Here is a 19,644-nt window from a genome sequence, read left to right as displayed (position 1 = left end):
AGAGGCTGATGAGCCATTTTCTCGACCGGCTTTCGTTCTTCACGAAAACCAGACCTGAATTCGCCGGCGGTCACGGCATCACTACGACCGAAGACAGATCGTGGGAGGACGGCTACCGCAAGCGCTGGCAGCACGACAAGATTGTGCGCTCCACGCATGGCGTGAACTGCACGGGCTCCTGCTCGTGGAAGGTCTATGTCAAAGGCGGCATCGTCACCTGGGAAACCCAGCAGACCGACTATCCGCGCACGCGCCCCGATCTGCCGAACCATGAGCCGCGCGGCTGCTCGCGCGGGGCGAGCTATAGCTGGTATCTCTATTCCGGCAACCGCGTGAAATATCCGCTGGTGCGCTCGAAGCTCATCAAGCTGTGGCGTGCGGCACGCGCCACCATGACGCCGGTCGCAGCGTGGAAATCGATTGTCGAGAATCCCGAGAAGCGCGCCGCTTACGTCAAGCGTCGTGGCCTCGGCGGCTTCGTCCGGGCGAACTGGGACGAGGTCAACGAGATCATCGGTGCTGCGAATGCCTACACCGTCAAGACTCACGGGCCCGACCGCGTGTTCGGGTTCTCGCCGATCCCGGCGATGTCGATGGTGAGCTACGCGTCGGGCGCGCGCTATCTGTCGTTGCTCGGCGGCGTCTGCATGTCGTTCTACGACTGGTATTGCGACCTGCCGCCAGCCTCCCCGCAGACCTGGGGCGAGCAGACCGACGTGCCGGAGAGCGCGGACTGGTACAATTCGGGCTTCCTGATCCTGTGGGGCTCCAACGTGCCGCAAACGCGCACGCCGGATGCGCATTTTTACACCGAGGTGCGCTACAAGGGTGCCAAGAGCGTGGTGATCTGCCCGGACTATTCCGAGGCCTCAAAGTTCGCCGATCTGTGGATGTCCCCGAAGCAGGGCACCGATGCGGCAGTGGCGATGGCGATGGGCCATGTCATCCTGCGCGAATTCCATATCGATAAAAAGACCGATTACTTCGATGATTACGCGCGCCGCTACACCGACATGCCCATGCTGGTGCGGCTGGTGAAGCAGGGCGACTATTATGTGCCGGAGCGTTTCGTCCGTGCCTCCGATTTCGTCGACGACCTCGACGAGACCAACAATCCGGAATGGAAGACCGTTGCCTATGACGAGACCAGCGGCGAGATCGTTGTGCCGAACGGCTCGATCGGTTTCCGCTGGGGCGAGAAGGGGAAATGGAATCTCGAGGAGAAGGCATCGGGTACGCGTGAGACCAAGCTGCGCATGTCGCTGATGGACGTGCAGGATGACGTCGCCAAGGTCGGCTTCCCGTACTTCGGCAATCGTGAGCACGATCATTTCCGCGGCACGGATCATCCGAGCGTGCTGACGCGCAACATCCCGGTGAAAATGCTGCAGCTCGCGGATGGCGAGACGCCGGTTGCTTCTGTCTACGATCTGTTCGTCGCCAACTACGGCGTCGACCGCGGGCTCGGCGGCGAGAACATCGCGAAGAGCTACGATGAGATCGAGCCTTATACGCCGGCTTGGGCGGAACAGATCAGCGGCGTGCCGCGCGAGCAGATCATCACGGTGGCGCGCGAGTTTGCGCGCAATGCCGAGAAGACCAGCGGCCGTTCGATGGTGATCGTCGGCGCCGGGCTCAATCACTGGTACCATATGGATATGAACTACCGCGGCATCATCAACATGCTGGTGATGTGCGGTTGCGTCGGTCAGTCCGGTGGCGGCTGGTCGCATTATGTCGGCCAGGAGAAGTTGCGGCCGCAGTCCGGCTGGCTGCCGCTCGCGTTCGGCCTCGACTGGAACAGGCCGCCGCGGCAGATGAACTCGACTTCGGCGTTCTACGCGCACACCGATCAGTGGCGCTACGAGACGCTCGACGTCAAGGACGTGCTGTCGCCGACTGCGCCGATGGGGCCGTGGGATGGTGCGCTGATCGACTACAACGCACGCGCCGAGCGCATGGGCTGGCTGCCGTCAGCGCCGCAGTTGCAGACCAATCCGCTGGAGGTCGCCAAGCAGGCGGCGGCGTCCGGCATGGAAGCCAAGGACTATGTCGCGAACGCGCTGAAGTCCGGCGAGCTGAAGATGTCCTGTGAGGACCCGGACAATCCGAAGAACTGGCCGCGCAATCTGTTCGTCTGGCGCTCGAACCTGCTCGGCGCGTCAGGCAAGGGGCACGAGTATTTCCTCAAGCACCTGCTCGGCACCAGCCACGGTCTGCTTGGCAAGGACCTCGGCCACATCAGCGGCCGCAAGCCGTCCGACGTGGTCTGGCACGACGAAGCGCCGGAAGGGAAGCTCGACCTGCTCGTCACGCTCGACTTCCGCATGTCCACCACCTGCATGTATTCGGACATCGTGCTGCCGACGGCGACCTGGTACGAGAAGAACGATCTCAACACCTCGGACATGCATCCCTTCATCCACCCGCTGAGTGCGGCGATCGATCCGGTGTGGGAAGCGCGTAGCGACTGGGAGATTTACAAGGGCATTGCGAAGGCATTCTCGAACGTTGCGCCGGAAGTGCTCGGCGTCGAGAAGGACGTGGTGCTGACGCCGATCATGCACGACTCGGCAGGCGAGATCGCGCAGCCGTTCGACGTCAAGGACTGGAAGAAGGGCGAGGTCGAGCCGATTCCCGGAAAGACCATGCCGGCAGTCACTGTCGTCGAGCGCGACTATCCGAATCTCTACAAGCGCTACACCTCGCTCGGCCCGTTGATGAGTAAGCTCGGCAACGGCGGCAAGGGTATGAGCTGGAACACCGAGCACGAGGTTGAGCTGCTCAAGCGCCTCAATGGCGTGGTGACGGAAGAGGGGGCAACGCAGGGCCTGCCACGGATCGATACCGATATCGATGCCTGCGAGGTGCTGCTCTCGCTCGCACCGGAAACCAACGGCGAGGTTGCGGTGAAGGCGTGGAGTTCACTCGGCACCTTTACCGGCCGTGATCATACGCATCTCGCCGTTCCGAAGGAGGACGAGAAGATTCGCTTCCGCGATGTGGTCGCACAGCCGCGCAAGATCATCTCCTCGCCGATCTGGTCGGGACTTGAATCGGAAAGCGTCTGCTACAACGCTTGCTACACCAACGTGCATGAGCTGATCCCGTGGCGCACGCTGACCGGCCGTCAGCAGCTCTATCAGGATCATCTGTGGATGCGGGCGTTCGGTGAAGGCTTCTGCGTCTATCGCCCGCCGATCGACACAAAGTCGGTGCGGCCGGTGATCGACCGAAAGCCCAACGGCAACAAGCCGATCGTGCTGAACTTCCTGACGCCGCATCAGAAGTGGGGCATCCACTCGACCTATACCGACAATCTCCTGATGCTCACGCTGTCGCGTGGCGGGCCAATCGTCTGGATCAGCGAGGTCGATGCCAAGAATGCGGGCATTGTCGATAACGACTGGATCGAGGCGTTCAATGCCAACGGCGCGCTGGTCGCGCGTGCGGTGGTCTCGCAGCGCGTCCGCGAGGGCATGTGCATGATGTACCACGCGCAGGAGAAGATCGTGAACGTGCCGGGCTCCGAGCAGACCGGCCAGCGCGGCGGCATCCATAATTCGGTGACCCGCATCGTGCTCAAGCCCACCCACATGATCGGCGGCTACGCGCAGCAGGCTTACGGTTTCAACTATTACGGCACCGTCGGCTCCAACCGCGATGAATTCGTCGTCGTCCGTAAGATGGCAAACGTGGATTGGCTGGACGAGCCAGCCGCCGCGCAGAGCGCAAGCCTGGAGGCTGCAGAATGAAGATCCGTGCTCAGATCGCCATGGTGCTCAATCTCGATAAGTGCATCGGGTGCCATACCTGCAGCGTGACTTGCAAGAACGTGTGGACCAGCCGCGAAGGCATGGAATACGCCTGGTTCAACAACGTCGAAACCAAACCCGGCATTGGCTATCCGAAGGACTGGGAAAACCAGACGCGCTGGAAAGGTGGCTGGGTGCGCCGGCGCGACGGTTCGATCGCGCCGCGCATCGGCGGCAAGTGGCGGGTGCTGGCGAATATCTTCGCCAATCCCGATCTGCCGGAGATCGACGACTACTACGAGCCGTTCACCTACGACTACGAGCATCTGCAGAACGCGCCCGACATGAATGCGACGCCGACCGCGCGGCCGCGGTCGCTTGTCTCCGGCGAGCGGATGGAGAAGATCCAGTGGGGGCCGAACTGGGAGGAAATTCTCGGCGGTGAATTTTCCAAGCGCTCGCAGGATTACAATTTCGAGGGCGTGCAGAAGGATATCTACGGCCAGTTCGAAAACACCTTCATGATGTATCTGCCGCGGCTGTGCGAGCATTGCCTCAATCCGACCTGCGTCGCCTCTTGTCCGTCGGGTGCGATCTACAAGCGTGAAGAAGACGGCATTGTCCTGATCGATCAGGACAAGTGTCGCGGCTGGCGGATGTGCGTATCGGGCTGCCCCTACAAGAAGATCTATTACAACTGGTCGTCGGGCAAATCCGAGAAATGCATCTTCTGCTATCCGCGCATCGAAGCGGGCCAGCCGACGGTGTGCTCGGAAACCTGCGTCGGCCGCATCCGCTATCTCGGCGTCGTCCTTTATGATGCCGACCGCATCGCAGAGGCCGCCAGCAAGCCGGACGAGCGCGACCTCTATCAGGCGCAGCTCGATGTCTTCCTCAATCCGCATGATCCAGCGGTGATCGCCGAAGCGGAGCGTCAGGGCATTCCTTATGCCTGGCTCGAGGCGGCGAAGAAATCGCCGATCTGGAAGATGGCGATGGAGTGGAAGGTCGCCTTCCCGCTGCATCCGGAATATCGCACGCTGCCGATGGTCTGGTACGTGCCGCCGCTGTCGCCGATCACGTCTGCGGCCTCTGCCGGCAAGATCGGTCTCGACGGCGAGATGCCAGATGTCCGCTCGTTGCGGATTCCGGTGCGTTATCTCGCCAACCTTCTGACCGCTGGTGACGAGGAGCCGGTGGCGCAGGCGCTGGAACGCATGCTCGCAATGCGCGCCTATATGCGTGCCAAGACGGTTGACGGAGTCATTGATGAAGCCATCGCCAACCGCGTCGGCCTCAAGGGCGCGCAGATCGACGAGATGTATCAGATCATGGCGATCGCCAACTATGAGGATCGCTTCGTGATTCCGACGGCGCACCGCGAACTCGGTGCCGATGCCTACGACATGCGCGGCTCCTGCGGCTTCTCGTTCGGCAACGGCTGCGGCGGTGGCGAAACCGAGACCAACCTGTTCGGCACGCCGCGCAAGGCCAAGACCCCGATGGAGGTGGCGTGATGAAGACGTTCAAGATTTTGTCCGCGCTTCTGACGTATCCCTCCGAGGACCTCGTTGCCGCCGCACCATTGTTCGGCGACGTGCTGGATGAAGAGAGGCTGGTGCCGCCCGCTGTGCGTGAGGCACTTGATGTGCTGATCGACGAACTCGCCACCAGTGACCTCTACGATCTGCAGGAATGCTATGGCCTCCTGTTCGACCGCAGCCGCTCGCTGGCGCTGCATCTGTTCGAACATGTCCATGGCGAGGGCCGCGATCGCGGTCAGGCCATGGTCGATCTGCGCTCGGTGTATGAGAACGCTGGCTTTGTCATCGCGGCCAACGACCTGCCGGACTTCATTCCGCTGTTTCTCGAATTCCTCTCCACCCAGCCGATCGACGCTGCGCGGGAATTGCTGGCACAGCCCGCGCACATTCTCGCCGCCATCGCCGGGCGGTTGGAGCGACGGAAGTCGAGCTACCAGGCGGTGTTCGATGCGCTGGTCGCCATCGCTGAGGCGAAGCCAGAGCGCGAGGTGGTCGAGGAGCTTTTGAAAGGACCTGACCCCGATCCGATGGATTTCGCCGCGCTCGATGCCGCGTGGGAAGAGGAAGAGATCAAGTTCGGCCCTGCGGCGCAGAGCGCGTCGTCATGCGGGCGCGAGGGCTTGCAGGCGCGGATGCGCCATGCCTCCCGCGACGTCGGATCGCCGGCGGGCTGAGAGGAGAAAGAGATGTACACAACACTCAATTCCATCGCCTTCGGTTGGTATCCGTATCTGTGCGCAATTGTTTGCCTGCTGGGCAGCCTGTTCCGCTTCGACCGCGAGCAATACACTTGGCGCAGCGGATCGAGCCAGCTCCTGCGCCGCCGCCAGTTGATCTGGGGCTCGAACCTGTTTCACGTCGGCATTCTGGTGATCTTCGGCGGACATTTTGTCGGCCTGCTGACGCCGATCTGGGTGTTCGACATGATGGGCATCTCGCACGGCTTCAAGCAGGTGCTGGCTATGGCCGCTGGCGGCATCGCTGGCCTGATGTGTCTGGTCGGCATTTCGCTGTTGACCCATCGCCGGTTGTTCGATCCGCGCATTCGCGCGAACTCCTCGTTCGGCGATACCGCGATCCTCTTGATCCTGTTCGCGCAGCTTCTGCTCGGCTTGGCCACCATTCCGATATCGGCTGGCCATCTCGACGGCCATGAGATGGTGAAGTTTATGAACTGGGCGCAGGCCATCGTCACGTTGCAGCCGGATGCCGCGAACTACGTGCTCGATGTGCACCCGATCTTCAAGGCGCACCTGATGCTCGGGATGACGATTTTCCTCGTCTTCCCGTTCACGCGCCTCGTGCACATCTGGAGCGCGCCGGTCTGGTATCTCGGCCGCCGCGGCTATCAGATCGTGCGCAGCCGTCCGGGGAACGTCCCGGCGCCGGTTGCGGCGAGGCGGATGCCGGCGATGCCGCCGATCCAGCCCGCGGAGTAGCGATCATGGATTGTTCAGTTTCCAACGCCCTGCCGAAGCCCAAGGCGATCAGTGTCAACGGCGTCGTGATCGCCCGCGAGGCGATCGCGCAGGAAGTGCAGAACCATCCGGCCGACAAGCCGATCCATGCCTGGCAGGCGGCGGCGCGCGCGCTCGTGGTGCGTGAACTGCTGCTGCAGGAAGCGGCGCGGCTTGGCATCGAGACCGAACCGCTGTGCGATCCGGATGGGCGACGCGAAACCGCGGAAGAAGCGGCGATGCGCGCGCTGGTCGAGCGGGAGGTGAAAACGCCGGAGCCGGATGAGGCGACCTGCCGGCGTTTTTATGAGCAGCACCTGCAACGATTCCGCACCGGCGATCTTTATGAGGTCGCGCATATTCTGATCGCCGCGTCGCGTGGCGACGAGGCCGCACGGCTAGCGGCGCGCGCGAGCGCCGAAACCATTCTTGCGGCGGTGAAGGCTGATCCGCACGTCTTCGCCGACATGGCGTCGAACCATTCGGCCTGCTCGACCTCGGCGGCGGAGGGCGGTCGCCTCGGCCAGATTACGCGTGGCCAGACCGTGCCGGAATTTGAAGCGGTGCTGGAGCGGATGCAGCCGGGCGAGATAGCGATTGCCGAGACCCGTTACGGCTTTCATGTCGTGCGGATGGATCGCCGCGCGGAAGGCCAGACGTTACCCTTCGAACTCGCGAAGGAACGGATTGCCGGCTATCTCGCCGCTAGTGTCGAGCACCGCGCGCTCGCGCAATACATCTCGATTCTGGCGGGTCAGGCCGAGATCACCGGCATCGCGCTTGTCGCGGCGGATACGCCGCTGGTGCAATAGGGAGCATGCCATGCAACTCGGTGATCTGATCCGCAGCTTTGACGATGAGGCAAGCGCTGCCGAAGCGCTGGTTGCCTGCGGCGATGTGGCGTTGCTGGCGCGGGTCGATGCCATGACCGCCCTGTTCGGCGAAACCGTCGGCGAGTACGCGTCCGGCGCGGTCCGGCGCTTTGCCAATCTGGCGGAGAGCGAGGACTGGCTCGGGCTCATGAACATTCTGGAGCGTGCCGGCGATCCGGGGCAGGGATGCCTGACCTACATGGTCGGCTGGTCGCTGAAGCAGGATGAAGCCGCTTCGGTACCCCAGAGCGAAGCGGGCGGTTCACATGCGGGATGTTCGTGCGGAGGAAGCGGAGGCTGTTCATGAATCTCGAATGCAGGACGGAGGATTTCGCTGAATCGGAAACGCTGGCGCGGATCGGTGTTCTTGTCGTTTCCGATCGGGCGAGCGCAGGTGTCTATGAAGACAAGGGTGGAGCCGCCGTCACCGATTTCCTGAAGAAGGTCATCTGTTCGAACTGGATCATCATTTCCAAGATCGTTCCCGACGGCGCGGAAAGCGTTGCGAGCGCCTTGATCGAGCTATCGGATGGGGAGGGCTGTGATTTGATCCTGACCACGGGCGGCACCGGCCCCTCTCCGCGTGATCTCACGCCGGAGGGAACGCAAATGGTTATCAGTCGCGAACTTCCCGGATTCGGCGAATTGATGCGGCGTGTTAGTCTGGATCAAGTCCCGACCGCGATTCTGTCGCGGCAAATGGCCGGGACGCGCGACCGTTCGCTGATCGTCAATCTGCCGGGTCGTCCTTCGGCCATTGAAATCTGTCTGAACGCTATTTTTCCTGCTATTCCGTATTGTCTCGATCTGATCGGGGCGCGCCGTATCGAAGTCAATTCCGACGTTTGCAAGGCCTTCCGCCCCGGTGCTTAAGGCTGCTAGATTGAGCAAAGCATTCGGCGGATTGCGAGAGCGAAAGAATCAGATGTCACAGTCGCTGCTTTCGAGGTTGTCCGATGATTTTCTGGGCCGATGCCTGAACTGTCAGGCACGTCCGCTCAACGTATGCGCGGCATTCGACCCCGATGAGCTTCATGCCATGGAGAGGCTCGGGCCCGAAACACACTTCACATCGAAGCAGGCTTTGTTCTCGGAAGACGAGCCGGCGCGTCATGTTCTCAACCTGACGCGGGGCGTCGTCCGTTTATATAAACTCTTGCCGGATGGGCGACGCCACATCGTCGGGTTTGCGCTGCCGGGAGATTTTTTGGGAGCGACATTTTCTGATCGGTACGATTATTCGGCCGATGCGCTGACGACAGTGAGCGCCTGTCGTTTTCCGCGAGATGAATTTCTGAAGTTTGTGGAAACCAAGCCGAACATTCTGCGTCGCATGAATGAACTCGACGGACGAGAGCTTCATCTGGCCCGCAACCAGATGCTTTTGCTTGGAAGCTGCAAGGCGGAGCAGAAGGTCGCGCTATTTCTGATTGGCTGGCGCGAACGGCTGGCGCGGCTCGGCGAAATTCCGGACATATTGCCGTTGCCGATGAAGCGGCGGGACATTGCGGATTTTCTTGGCATGACCATTGAAACGGTCAGCCGCACATTGACCAAGCTCGAACGGAAGAAAGTCATCAGCAACGTCCCGAAAGGGATTCGTTTGCTCAATCTCCCCCGCCTCGAGGATCTGGTTTGGGAACGGTAAGCGCGCTCCAGATGCAAAGGTAATCCTGTGCGGGAACGCCGGGTGCAAACGCCGGTGCATTGGTACGAAAAGCCTCGTTGGTGACAACGAGGCTTTTTTTGTGATGATCAGGCCGCCGATGTGCACGCATCGTGCGATTTCGCGCGCCGCCCCGATAGGCTAAACCAGTGCCGGATCAACAAGGGTAACGATGCATGAAGATCGCAGTGATGGGAGCCGGTGCTGTCGGGTGTTATTACGGTGGCATGCTGGCGCGGGCCGGGCATGAGGTGACGTTGATCGGCCGCAAGGCGCATGTCGCGGCGATGGCTGCGCAGGGCGGTCTCAGGTTTGAAAGCCGTCGCTTCGATGGCGTGATACCGCTTCGCGCCGAGACGGAAGCGTCTGCCGTTGCGGGTGCCGATGTTGTTCTGTTCTGCGTGAAATCGGCCGATACCGTAGAGGCAGGTCGCGAGATCGCGCCACACCTGAAGAACGACGCGGTGGTGCTGTCGCTGCAGAACGGCGTCGACAATGCCGAGCGGTTGCAGGCGGTGGTCGGCTGCACGGTGGCGCCGGTGGTGGTCTATGTTGCAGCCGAAATGGCGGGGCCGGGGCATATCCGTCATCACGGGCGTGGCGATCTCACCATCGGTCCCTCGCCGCGCAGTGACGGGATCGCGGCGCAGTTCTCGGAAGCGGATATTGGCACCAAGGTGTCGGACGACGTCACGGCGCGGCTGTGGGACAAGCTCATCATGAACTGTGCCTACAACGCGCTGTCGGCGATCGCGCAGCTTCCCTATGGTCGCCTGTTCGAGGTCGAGGGCACGAAGAACGTGATGGACAGCATCATCATCGAATGTGTGGCTGTTGCGACAGAGCTTGGTATCGCTGTTTCGCCCGATATTCGCGACAAAACGTTCGCACTCGTTGAGGTGATGCCGGATCAACTGTCGTCTACCGCCCAGGATCTTGCGCGCGGCAAGCCAAGTGAGATTGATTTCCTCAATGGTCACGTCGTGAGCAAGGGCCGGGAGTTTGGTGTCCCCACTCCTGCAAACTTGGCGCTCCAGGTTGCGGTGAAGCTGCGTGAACTCGAGCTTGCGGACGCGCGCTCGTAATCGGCATTGCAGCTTTGCTCAGGGCTGTATCTGATCCGAAGCAGCAGGCCCGACGACATGGCGGCCGGAGGGCGTGGTCTCGACCTCAAGTGGCAGGCCGTAGAGCGCTGACAGTTGCGACGGCGTCAGCACATCGGCCACGGGGCCGGTGACGAAACGGTCGCGGCCGAGGATTGCGACCTGATCGGCGACCAGAAACGCATGCTCGGGCTCATGCGTTGACAGCACGACGGCAAGTCCGCTCGCGGCGAGATTGCGCACGGTGTCGAGCACCAGAATGCGATTGGCGAGATCGAGGCTCGCGGTCGGCTCGTCCATCACCACGATGCGTGATTGCTGCGCCAGTGCACGGGCGATCAACACAAGTTGGCGTTGACCGCCTGAAATGCGCGTGGAGTCGCGTTCCGCCAGAGCGCTGATCCCGAGTTGCTCCAGCGCGGCGGTTGCGGCGTCATAGTCTGTCTGTTTCGGCGCACCGAACGTGCCGAGATAGGCGGTGCGTCCCATCACCACGAGATCAAGCACTGTGTAAGTGAACTCGGCCGGATGTGCTTGCGGCACATAGGCGATGTGGCGAGCGATGCGCGGGCGGCTTAATTGTGCGATCTCATCGCCCTCGAGGCGGATGGTGCCGGAAAGCTGCGGAATCAGGCCCATCAGCGTCTTGAACAGCGTAGTTTTGCCGATACCGTTCGGCCCAAGCAGGCAGGTCACGGTGCCGGGCTCGATTGCAAGATCGACGCCGTCAGCAACCGTGGTATGGCCGTAGCCGATCGTCAGGTCACGCGCTTCGAGAAGGCTCATGGCAGAAGCCTCCGTTGATTATGCGCGAGCAACCAGACAAATACCGGCCCGCCAATGATTGCCGTCAGTACGCCGAGCGGAATCTCGATCCGCGCGGCGGACCGCGCCAGCGTATCGACGCCGATCATGAAAGCGGCGCCGAGCAGGATCGCGGCCGGCAGCAGACGGTCGAAGCGCGGGCCGATCAACAGCCGCGCCATATGCGGTACCATCAGCCCGACCCAGCCGATCACGCCGGAGATCGCGACCACGCTCGCAGTGACAAGCGTTGCGGCGGCAATCACGATGGCGCGCAGCCGTCCGACTTCGACACCGAGCGCACGCGCCTCGTCATCGCCGAGCGAGAGCACGCCGATCCGCCAGCGCAACAGAATGAGCGGTCCGAGCCCGATCAGTACCACCGGCACGGTCGCGGCGACGTCGTGCGCCTTGATCCCGGACAGGCTGCCGAGCAGCCAGAAGGTGATCGCGGGCAACTGGTCGTATGGATCAGCCAGTACCTTCACCAGCGAGATCGCCGCGCCTGCCAGTGCGCCGACCACAATGCCGGCGAGCACCAGCACGAGCACGTCTCCGCTTGAACGTAATGCACGCGCGAGCGTGACCACGATCGCGACAGTCGCGAGTCCGCCGGCAAAGCCGAGAAACTGGATCATCGCGACAGGAAATCCGAGCAGGATGCCGACCACCGCACCGAAGCCCGCACCGGTCGAGACGCCGAGAATGTCGGGCGAGACCAGCGGATTGCGAAACAGGCTCTGATAGGCCGCGCCCGCTGCTGCAAGCGCCGCGCCGACGAAGCCCGCAGCGACAATCCGCGGCAGGCGGATGTTGAACAGCACGGTGTCGATGGTGCTTTGAATATCTCCGCCGACGAGCCGCTGCCACAGCGCCTCGACCACGGTCTGCGGCGGAATCGGATAAGGCCCGATACCCGCCGCCACCAATGCGACGGCGATCAGGAGGGCGGTGAGGGTGAAAAGGATGGTTGCTGTGCGCAAGGGGGCGGCTCAGCCTCCCGCGCCGTTGAGCAGAGCGTTGAGTTCGCTATCGCTCGGATCGACCTGATAGAATGTCTTGTAGAACGTGCGGATCTCGTTGCGCAGATTGCCGTCGGTCCGATCCGGATAGAGTGTGTGCAGGAGCCAGATCAGGCCCGCGAAGCGGTTCACCGAAGGCGGCGCATCGATGAAGCCGTAGGGCAAACCGGGCGCGAGAAAGACGCGGCCCTTTGCAACGGCCGGCACCGCTTTCCATTCCGGCTTCTGTGCGACGGCTTTCTTGAAATCGGGATCGAGCGTGATGATGGTGTCGGGTGCCCATGTGATCACCTGCTCGGGTGACACGCGCACGATGCCCCCTTTTTCGCGCAGGCCTTCGACCACGTTGATGCCGCCGACGCGCTCGATGATCTCGGTGTTGATCGAGCCTTTCGATCCGGATTCCAGCCCTTCCGGTCCGCGCGCAAGATAGATGTGCGGACGCTTGTCCGCCGGAATATCGGCGATGGTCTTGTCGACACGGGCGAGAATGCCCTCAGTGATGCGCGCCAGCATCTCGCCTCGTTCCTTCACTCCGAGGATATCGGCAAGAAGCCGCAACGTCGTCGGCGCGTTCTCGAACCGGCCGTCGATCAGGAGATAGGGAATTCCGGTCTGCGCCTGCACGCGGTCGGCGAGCGAGCGGTAGGTATCGTTGATGGTGCCGTAGTCGATGATGATATCGGGTTTGGCAGCAATGAGGCGTTCGAGATTGAGCGTGTCGCCGCGCCCGGTGAGGCGGCCGAGTTCGGGCAGCGCGTGAGTGGCTGGTAGAAGATAGGGTTTCTGTGTCTCGCGCGGCGTGCGGGCCCAGCCGATCATGGATTGTGGCGCGAGCGTGTAGAGGACGATCGAGGCAGGCGGGCCGGCGGCGAACACGCGCGTAATCGCATCAGGGATATCGACCTTGCGGCCAGCCGAGTCGGTCACGGTGCGCGCAGCAGCGGGCACCGCCTGCCAGACCGACAGGGCAAGAAAACTGATAAGGGCACCAAAGACGCTGAGAGCGCCGAGGGCGCGGCGGCGGCCGGTATGTGTCATCGAGACTCCCGGATGGCCTGCGGATGGCCGTTCGCTTCCCGTTATATGTCAAAAGCCTGTACGAGTCAGCCGAACGGGTGCCGCAGCCGCAGGCCCAAGCCATTGACGTGGTGGTGCGGTCGCGGCTTGATGGCGCGATGGCTTCTCCCTTCACTGCCGATTCACCGCTCGCCTCAAGCGTCATGGCGTCGCCGAATCTCGACGAACGCTGCGCGCCGGTCGAACTCATCGTGCTGCATTACACGGGCATGCCCGAAGAGGACGCCGCGCTGGCAAGGTTGTGCGATGCGGAGGCCAAGGTCTCCTCCCACTATGTCGTGCGCGAGAATGGCGAGGTCGTTCAACTCGTGGCCGAAGAGAAGCGCGCCTGGCACGCGGGCGTGTCGTGCTGGCGGGGCGCGAGCGACATCAACTCGCGCTCGATCGGCATCGAGATCGTCAATCCGGGGCATGACGGGGATTGCCCGCCTTATCCCGATCCGCAGATCGCGGCCGTGATCGCGCTCTGCCGCGATATCCTCGCGCGCAATGGCATTCGGCGCGATCAGGTGCTGGCGCATTCGGATATCGCACCGACGCGCAAGCAGGACCCGGGTGAATGGTTTCCCTGGGGGAGGCTGGCGGCGGAAGGCGTCGGGCTGTGGGTCGAGCCTGCGCCGCTCGATGATACCTCTGGTGCTGAGGCAGATGCGGGCGAGGCTGCGGCCTTCATCGGTGCGCTTGCGGGCTACGGCTATGGCATCACACCCGCCGACCCGCCCGAGGTGAAGGCGGCTGTGGTGGCTGCCTTCCAGCGGCATTTCCGGCCCGCGCGGGGTGACGGAAAGGTCGATCGCTCCAGCATCGAGACACTGCGCCGACTTCTTGCGGCGCGACAGGCGCTGGTCGTCGGAGCGTAACGATTCCTCAAACAATTCATGGTTACCAAAGTGTCAAACAGCTTTGGGATCAGGACCATGAACGAGCAGGATAACACTCACCATTCCGGCAATTCGCAGTCGTCCGCCGGAGGGCAGGAGCTTGTCCCGGCCGGCCGTGAGAATGCCGAGAGCGCCGCAAATGAGGCTCACGCGGCGGAAGCTCCCACGCGCGACATCACGCTGCAGCGCCTGCCCCAGCAGGATTCCTGGGAAGACATCGTATTCGGAGACGTTCCGCCGCAGCCGCAGGCCGAGCGGCGGTTCCCGTCGATGATCCTGATGATCGGCGTTGCCGCGTTGATCGGCGCGCTGAGCAGCGCTGGCACCGCCTGGTTCAGCTTTGGGCATTTTGCCAAGGACGAGAAGGCGGCCGCTGCCGTCACCGAGCGCAACCGCGCGATCGACAATGCGCTGGCGCAGGTGAATGCCGAGTTGCAGTCGCTGAAGACCTCGACCGAGAGCGCGGCCAAGGCCAATGCCAGCAAACTCGCGAAATTCGGCGAGTCGCTCGAAAAGCTGAAATCCGCCGATGTGACCGGAAGCATCCCGGCTCCTGCCGCGCCCGTGGCTGCGCCGGCTCCCGCTCCCGCCAAGGCGGCGCCGCAGATCGGTCGCCTGCCGACGATCGATGGGTGGGTGGTCCGCGATGTCCGCAATGGCGGCGCGCTGATCGAAGGACGGCAGGGCCTGTTCGAGGTTTATGCCGGCGATCCGCTGCCCGGCGTCGGCCGTGTCGATGCGATCCGCCGGCAGGATGGCCGCTGGGTCGTCGTCACCAGCCGCGGCCTGATCGTCGCGCGATAGGAACTCTCACCGCGGCGTAAATTTCCAGTCTGGAAACTCCGCTAAAATTTGAGCCTTCGCTTGAACGCTCCAGCATCATCTTGCTGGCATCGTGCGCCTCATCGATCACGAGGTGCATGTATGACGGGCGATCCGTTTTTCTCTTCAGACAATGTCGTCAGGTTCTTCGCTGCAGAGGTGCCTGATGCGCAGGATGATATCTCGCTCGGCTATGCCAACGACAACGCTTGCCCGTATTGCGGCGGGGTTCTGGCGCCGGGCGACAAGGCGAGCGATTGCTCGAGCTACAATCCGCGTATGCCGCGGATGACGCCGCGCGCGTGGCGCAGGCTCGAGGATTGCATGATGGGGCCGTGCTCCTACTGAGCGCGTGCGGCCGGCAGAACGCCGGGCCATGACGACGGACAATCAAACATACAGGCAATAAAAAAGGCCAATCTGCCGTGGTGCGGCGATGGCCTCTGGCGACGTGCCTAGTCGTTTTGTTATTGGCGTCGATGTACGATCTTGTGCCGGATTAAGTGCGAACCGGAAAGGATGATCTGGTTCGCGAGAGGCGGGATCAGACTTTTAGATTCTCCGCAGATGTCTTGCCGCGGTTCGCGACTTCTTCGAACTCGATTGTCTGTCCCTCGTTCAGCGAAGACAGGCCCGCTTTTTCAACCGCCGAAATGTGCACGAACACATCCTTGCCGCCACCTGCCGGCTGGATGAACCCGTAGCCTTTGGTCGGGTTGAACCACTTCACAGTGCCTTTAGCCATTCATCACTCTCCAGAAAAATATGCTGCCGGTGCCCCCGAGGACGGCCGGCGGCGCACACGATACGCGTTTTATCTCCTTGGTAAAGCGCCAAGCTTCGCAGGAGCCGAGAGCAGTCGCGCATCACGTCGCGTTTGACGCGTATATTGCAATGCAAAGAAACCATCGTATGGCAGGCGCGCCGCCGAAGAATGATGATGGGAGCGGCACTTGCTTTGATAAACGTCAATTATCGCTACGGTGTGTCATGAGGTTTTTGACGCAACCGCGAAGGTAGCACGTGCTTGCAAAATCGAGCGGCTTGCGAGGCCGGCAGGGGCCGTTCTGCGCTGTTCTTTGCGCTTTGCTCGCAAAAGAGGCTCAGTCGCGCTCAGGGCTCTCTGGCTTGGCTTTCGCCTCGATCCGCGCGGTCGGATCGGCCCGGCGCATCAGATCCTTGACCAGGTCGCCAAGCGCGGGGCGCGGCAGTGCCGAGAATGGCAGCGGCCGCGTGACGTCGACGGCGGCAAGGCCAAGGCGTGCAGTGAGCAGGCCGTTCAGAACGCCCTCGCCGAGCCGGGCGGAGAGCTTTGCTGCAACGCCATGTCCGAGCATCTGCTGGATCAGGCTGTCGCTCGCCGCCATACCGCCGGTGACGGCGAGATGTGCGATCACATGTCGCATCAGTTTGAACATCCCGAGCGCGCCGGGACGGCCGCCATAGAGCCGCGCGAGCTGGCGCACCAGCCGCAGGGCGGCGGCGAACACGAACAGCATGTCGATCAGCGCGCCGGGGCTGATGGCGGTGACGAGCGAAACGCGGGAGGCGGCGCTCGAGATCAGCCGCCGCGCTTCCTGATCGAGCGGAGCCATCAGCGTGCGCTCGGCAAGCCGCAGCATGTCGGCGCCGTCGATAATATCGTGCGTATGGCTCTGCAGCGCGGCGCGGGCCTGGGCGAGCTGCGGGTTGTCACGCGCGACCTTGAGGAGATCGCGGACGATGGTATCGCTCGCGGCGCGGTCGTCGGAGACGAGCACGGCGTCAGCACGCGCATGCAACTGCTCGATGGTGTCGAGCCGCGCCAGCGCCAAGGCTTCGCGCGCGACAATCACCACGAAGGCGAGCGCGCAGAGGGCTGCAAGCGCGAGGCCGGCAAAACCCAGCGTCTCGCTGCGCGTGAACAGATCCTCGATCAGTTGCGCCGCGCCTAGCCCGAGCCCCAGCACCACGAGGCCGCCGAGTGCACTCCAGAACAGCCCGCCCCAGGGAAAGCGCCGGCGGCGTTGTCGAGTAGCCTCGATCGGCGCGGGCAGCGTGGCCGCATCGGGCTCCGGCGTGATGCGGATGCCGCCGAGCGGCGCACGCGCACTCTCGCCCGCCTCGGTGAGCGTCACGCGCGGATCGTCGAGCCGGAACGAGACGGGTTTGCGCGGGGGGCTGCGCTCGTTCATTGCAGTTTGTCTCCGATCAGGAATTGGAGCGCGCGGTCGAGGCGGATGTGCGGCAGCGCCGGCTCGCCTTGCGCGGTATCGAGCCGCGGCGGGCGGAAGCGCAGGAAGCGGAAATCGGTCTCGCCCGGTGGTGCGGAGCTTGAGCCTTTAAACGCACCGTCGCGGCCGAAAAGGTCGTCCGGCGTATCCGGCAGATCGCCCGGAAAGGTTGCGGCCTCGCTGTCGCCGTCAAAGGTTTCGCCGCCCGAAATCTCGCCCGGCATCGGGGTGCCGATGATCGAGGGCAACGTCTCGCCGTGATGCGCAACGCTCGCCTCGCGGGTCGCGCGCACGGCGGCGAGCGCAACGACGTCGGTGGCGGCGCCTGTGAATTCCGCGCGCGAGGCGGCGCGGTCCACCATCCGCCGCAGGATTGCCTCCAGCCGGTCGTGGCTGGTGCGGTGAAGGTGATCGGCCTTGGTCGCGGCAAACAGGATGCGGTCGATGCGTGGGCGAAACATCATACTGAACAGCGTGCGCCGTCCGGTGTTGAAGCAATCGAGAATGCCCGCGAGTGCGCCTTCGAGATCGCGCAGCGCCTCCGGCCCGGCATTGAACGCGGCGAGCGCATCGACCAATACGATCTGGCGGTCGAGTCGGGCGAAGTGATCGCGGAAGAACGGCCGCACCACAATGTCTTTGTAGGACTCATAACGCCGGCGCATCATCGCCCACAGTGAGTCTGCAGGCGGCGTGCCGTCTTCGGGCACGTCGAGCGGCGAGAAGGTGAGGGCGGGGGAATTCTCCAGCGCACCGGGCATCAGGAAGCGGCCGGGCGGCAGCAGGCTCATCGCGAACTGCTCCTGACGGCAGGCGCGCAAATAGTCGGTGAAGAGTTTGGCTGCCGTCACCGCGGCCGCCTCGTTGGCAAGATCGGTTGCGTTGAGGCTTTTGAGGTGCGCGTGCCAAGGCGCAGCGAGCGCAGCGCGTGGGCTCTGCCGCGACAGCTTCAGGCTTTCCGCCGACCATTGCTCGTAGCTCTTGTGCAGCAGCGGCAGGTCGAGAAGCCATTCGCCGGGATAATCGACGATGTCGAGCGTCAGCGTGCGCATCGCGCCGTTCTCGCGCTGGTAGTCGATTGCGAGCCGCAATTCGCTGATGTCGGTGGTCGATTGCGGCCACAGGCGCTCCTCGATCAGGGTGCGCAGATGCGCCTCATAGGCGAAGCGGGGGATACCGTCGTCCGGCTGCGGGGCGAGCCGTGCCCGCGCGATCCGCCCACTGGAGAGCGATTCAAACACGGGAAAGCGCCCGCCGCGCAAAAAGCCGTGCACGAGAGCGGTGATGAACACCGTCTTGCCCGCGCGCGACAGGCCAGTGACGCCGAGCCGCACCGTCGGGTTGAACAGGCTCTCGCTGTAATCGGCGAGCGCGCGCGCCGACAGCGTCAGGTCGTCGAGAATCCCGGAAAGGCTCGGTGCCATAATTCGATCAAACGGGGAGGCAGGATGGGTGCATCCACCAAAGCTGGCAACGGTGGAACCTGAAATCAAGCGCGGGATTGGCCGGATATTGAGCCGTCACAGTGCGGTGGTAGGATTTTGTTGGGGAGCGGGGCGTAGAATTGGGCTGTTGCTGAGTGGTTTGCGTATGGCGATCTTTCGATTGAAAGAATTGGTGGCCCTGCCGGAGATGCCCGGGCGCGGGGTGTTCCACTGGACCTACGATCGGGCCGAGCTGATCGCCGACAGCGTTGTGCATGTCGCCGGCCTATCGCTCGGGCTCGTTGCCGTCGCCGCGCTGATCGTGCTTGCCGGCCTCACAGCGTCGACACTCAATCTCGTTACCGTCTCGATCTATGCTGCCGGGCTCATTGCCATGCTGGCGTTCTCGGCGGTCTATAATCTTTGGCCGGTGTCGCCGGTGAAATGGATTTTGCGCCGGTTCGACCATTCCGCGATCTATGTGCTGATCGCGGCGACCTACACCCCGTTTCTCGCCCAAATGAACGACCACACGCTTGGCCTCGTCTTGCTCGCGGGCGTCTGGACGGTGGCCCTCATCGGCATCGCGCTCAAGGTGGTGTTTCCCGGCCGGTTCGACCGTCTCGCGGTGGCGCTTTACCTCGCGCTCGGCTGGAGTGGTCTCGTTGCCTATGACTCCATTGCGGCCTCGCTCACGCATACCACGCTGTGGCTGATCGCAATCGGCGGTGTAGTGTATTCGGTCGGTGTAATCTTCCATGCTTGGCAGCGGCTGCGTTTCCAGAACGCAATCTGGCACGGCTTCGTGCTGGTCGCGGCGGCGTGCCACTACAGTGCGGTGCTCGATACCGTGCTCGTCAGTAGCTGATTTTGCATCGTCGACGTTGCGTGGCAGACTGCGCGTGCAACGAAAACGATGCGTGTGCGTTAATCCTTCCCATGCCTGAGTGCCTGTCGTTGCATCGGTGTATCCGGATGCGCCGTTCGGCGCGGTTTCCTTC

At 62.9% G+C, this 19,644-nt stretch carries 19 protein-coding genes; 13 read left to right on the top strand and 6 right to left on the bottom strand.

Annotated elements, in window-relative coordinates; all coding sequences use genetic code 11:
* Window positions 1-8 precede the first annotated feature (8 nt).
* The 9 genes from OCA5_RS14680 to OCA5_RS14640 all read left to right on the top strand — a co-directional run bounded on the left by OCA5_RS14680 (window position 9) and on the right by OCA5_RS14640 (window position 10,379).
* Window positions 9-3,755 (top strand): nitrate reductase subunit alpha, encoded by a 3,747-nt coding sequence (locus tag OCA5_RS14680; RefSeq protein ID WP_012562208.1) that lies wholly within the window; start codon window positions 9-11, stop codon window positions 3,753-3,755.
* Window positions 3,752-5,272, top strand: a complete 1,521-nt coding sequence (narH, locus tag OCA5_RS14675; protein ID WP_012562209.1) for a nitrate reductase subunit beta — start codon at window positions 3,752-3,754, stop codon at window positions 5,270-5,272. The genes OCA5_RS14680 and narH overlap by 4 nt, the downstream gene beginning before the upstream one ends.
* Window positions 5,272-5,973 (top strand): nitrate reductase molybdenum cofactor assembly chaperone, encoded by a 702-nt coding sequence (gene narJ, locus OCA5_RS14670; RefSeq protein ID WP_012562210.1) that lies wholly within the window; start codon window positions 5,272-5,274, stop codon window positions 5,971-5,973. The genes narH and narJ overlap by 1 nt, the downstream gene beginning before the upstream one ends.
* A 12-nt stretch (window positions 5,974-5,985) precedes the next feature.
* A complete protein-coding gene (gene narI, locus OCA5_RS14665; RefSeq protein ID WP_012562211.1) occupies window positions 5,986-6,738 on the top strand; it encodes a respiratory nitrate reductase subunit gamma in 753 nt (250 codons plus the stop codon).
* A gap of 5 nt (window positions 6,739-6,743) precedes the next feature.
* The gene (locus tag OCA5_RS14660) at window positions 6,744-7,568 is read left to right on the top strand and encodes a peptidylprolyl isomerase (protein ID WP_012562212.1); all 825 of its coding nucleotides are present in this window, start codon (window positions 6,744-6,746) and stop codon (window positions 7,566-7,568) included.
* Window positions 7,569-7,578: 10 nt separating this feature from the next.
* A complete protein-coding gene (locus tag OCA5_RS14655; RefSeq protein WP_012562213.1) occupies window positions 7,579-7,935 on the top strand; it encodes a hypothetical protein in 357 nt (118 codons plus the stop codon).
* Window positions 7,932-8,501 (top strand): molybdopterin adenylyltransferase, encoded by a 570-nt coding sequence (gene mog, locus OCA5_RS14650; protein ID WP_012562214.1) that lies wholly within the window; start codon window positions 7,932-7,934, stop codon window positions 8,499-8,501. The genes OCA5_RS14655 and mog overlap by 4 nt, the downstream gene beginning before the upstream one ends.
* Window positions 8,502-8,553: 52 nt before the next feature.
* Window positions 8,554-9,276 (top strand): Crp/Fnr family transcriptional regulator, encoded by a 723-nt coding sequence (locus OCA5_RS14645; RefSeq protein WP_012562215.1) that lies wholly within the window; start codon window positions 8,554-8,556, stop codon window positions 9,274-9,276.
* 194 nt (window positions 9,277-9,470) lie between these two features.
* Complete coding sequence (locus OCA5_RS14640; protein WP_012562217.1) at window positions 9,471-10,379, top strand: ketopantoate reductase family protein; 909 nt, start codon at window positions 9,471-9,473, stop codon at window positions 10,377-10,379.
* A gap of 18 nt (window positions 10,380-10,397) precedes the next feature.
* Here the strand turns inward: OCA5_RS14640 and OCA5_RS14635 are convergent, their stop codons facing one another.
* The 3 genes from OCA5_RS14635 to OCA5_RS14625 are packed head-to-tail and all read right to left on the bottom strand — an operon-like array spanning window position 10,398 to window position 13,264.
* Window positions 10,398-11,183, bottom strand: a complete 786-nt coding sequence (locus tag OCA5_RS14635) for an ABC transporter ATP-binding protein (RefSeq protein WP_012562218.1) — start codon at window positions 11,181-11,183, stop codon at window positions 10,398-10,400.
* Window positions 11,180-12,184: a FecCD family ABC transporter permease gene (locus tag OCA5_RS14630; protein WP_012562219.1), complete on the bottom strand. Its 1,005-nt coding sequence runs from the start codon at window positions 12,182-12,184 to the stop codon at window positions 11,180-11,182. Before OCA5_RS14630 ends, OCA5_RS14635 begins: the two co-directional genes overlap by 4 nt.
* A 9-nt stretch (window positions 12,185-12,193) precedes the next feature.
* The gene (locus OCA5_RS14625; protein WP_012562220.1) at window positions 12,194-13,264 is read right to left on the bottom strand and encodes an iron ABC transporter substrate-binding protein; all 1,071 of its coding nucleotides are present in this window, start codon (window positions 13,262-13,264) and stop codon (window positions 12,194-12,196) included.
* A 23-nt stretch (window positions 13,265-13,287) separates the two neighbouring features.
* Here OCA5_RS14625 and OCA5_RS14620 point away from each other — a divergent pair, with 23 nt between their 5' ends.
* The 3 genes from OCA5_RS14620 to OCA5_RS14610 all read left to right on the top strand — a co-directional run bounded on the left by OCA5_RS14620 (window position 13,288) and on the right by OCA5_RS14610 (window position 15,354).
* Window positions 13,288-14,163, top strand: a complete 876-nt coding sequence (locus OCA5_RS14620) for an N-acetylmuramoyl-L-alanine amidase (RefSeq protein WP_013913320.1) — start codon at window positions 13,288-13,290, stop codon at window positions 14,161-14,163.
* Between the two features lie 57 nt (window positions 14,164-14,220).
* Window positions 14,221-14,988: a hypothetical protein gene (locus tag OCA5_RS14615; protein WP_012562222.1), complete on the top strand. Its 768-nt coding sequence runs from the start codon at window positions 14,221-14,223 to the stop codon at window positions 14,986-14,988.
* A 120-nt stretch (window positions 14,989-15,108) separates the two neighbouring features.
* The gene (locus tag OCA5_RS14610; RefSeq protein ID WP_012562224.1) at window positions 15,109-15,354 is read left to right on the top strand and encodes a hypothetical protein; all 246 of its coding nucleotides are present in this window, start codon (window positions 15,109-15,111) and stop codon (window positions 15,352-15,354) included.
* Between the two features lie 196 nt (window positions 15,355-15,550).
* Here OCA5_RS14610 and OCA5_RS14605 read toward each other — a convergent pair whose 3' ends face one another.
* The 3 genes from OCA5_RS14605 to OCA5_RS14595 all read right to left on the bottom strand — a co-directional run bounded on the left by OCA5_RS14605 (window position 15,551) and on the right by OCA5_RS14595 (window position 18,643).
* Window positions 15,551-15,751: a cold-shock protein gene (locus OCA5_RS14605; protein WP_012562225.1), complete on the bottom strand. Its 201-nt coding sequence runs from the start codon at window positions 15,749-15,751 to the stop codon at window positions 15,551-15,553.
* A gap of 358 nt (window positions 15,752-16,109) precedes the next feature.
* Window positions 16,110-17,180 carry a YcjF family protein gene (locus tag OCA5_RS14600; RefSeq protein ID WP_012562226.1) on the bottom strand — a complete coding sequence of 357 codons (1,071 nt, stop codon included), beginning with the start codon at window positions 17,178-17,180 and terminating at the stop codon, window positions 16,110-16,112.
* Entirely contained in the window at window positions 17,177-18,643 is a 1,467-nt protein-coding gene (locus OCA5_RS14595; protein WP_012562227.1) for a YcjX family GTP-binding protein, read from the bottom strand. The genes OCA5_RS14600 and OCA5_RS14595 overlap by 4 nt, the downstream gene beginning before the upstream one ends.
* 166 nt (window positions 18,644-18,809) lie before the next feature.
* Between OCA5_RS14595 and trhA the strand changes: the two genes are divergently transcribed.
* Window positions 18,810-19,511, top strand: coding sequence for a PAQR family membrane homeostasis protein TrhA (gene trhA, locus OCA5_RS14590; protein WP_012562228.1), 702 nt, complete (start codon window positions 18,810-18,812; stop codon window positions 19,509-19,511).
* Window positions 19,512-19,644 lie beyond the last annotated feature (133 nt).

The organism is Afipia carboxidovorans OM5, assembly GCF_000218565.1.
Taxonomy (GTDB): Bacteria; Pseudomonadota; Alphaproteobacteria; order Rhizobiales; family Xanthobacteraceae; genus Afipia; species Afipia carboxidovorans.
Note: the sequence above shows the minus strand (reverse complement) of the source record. Positions and strands in the feature narration are given on the sequence as shown.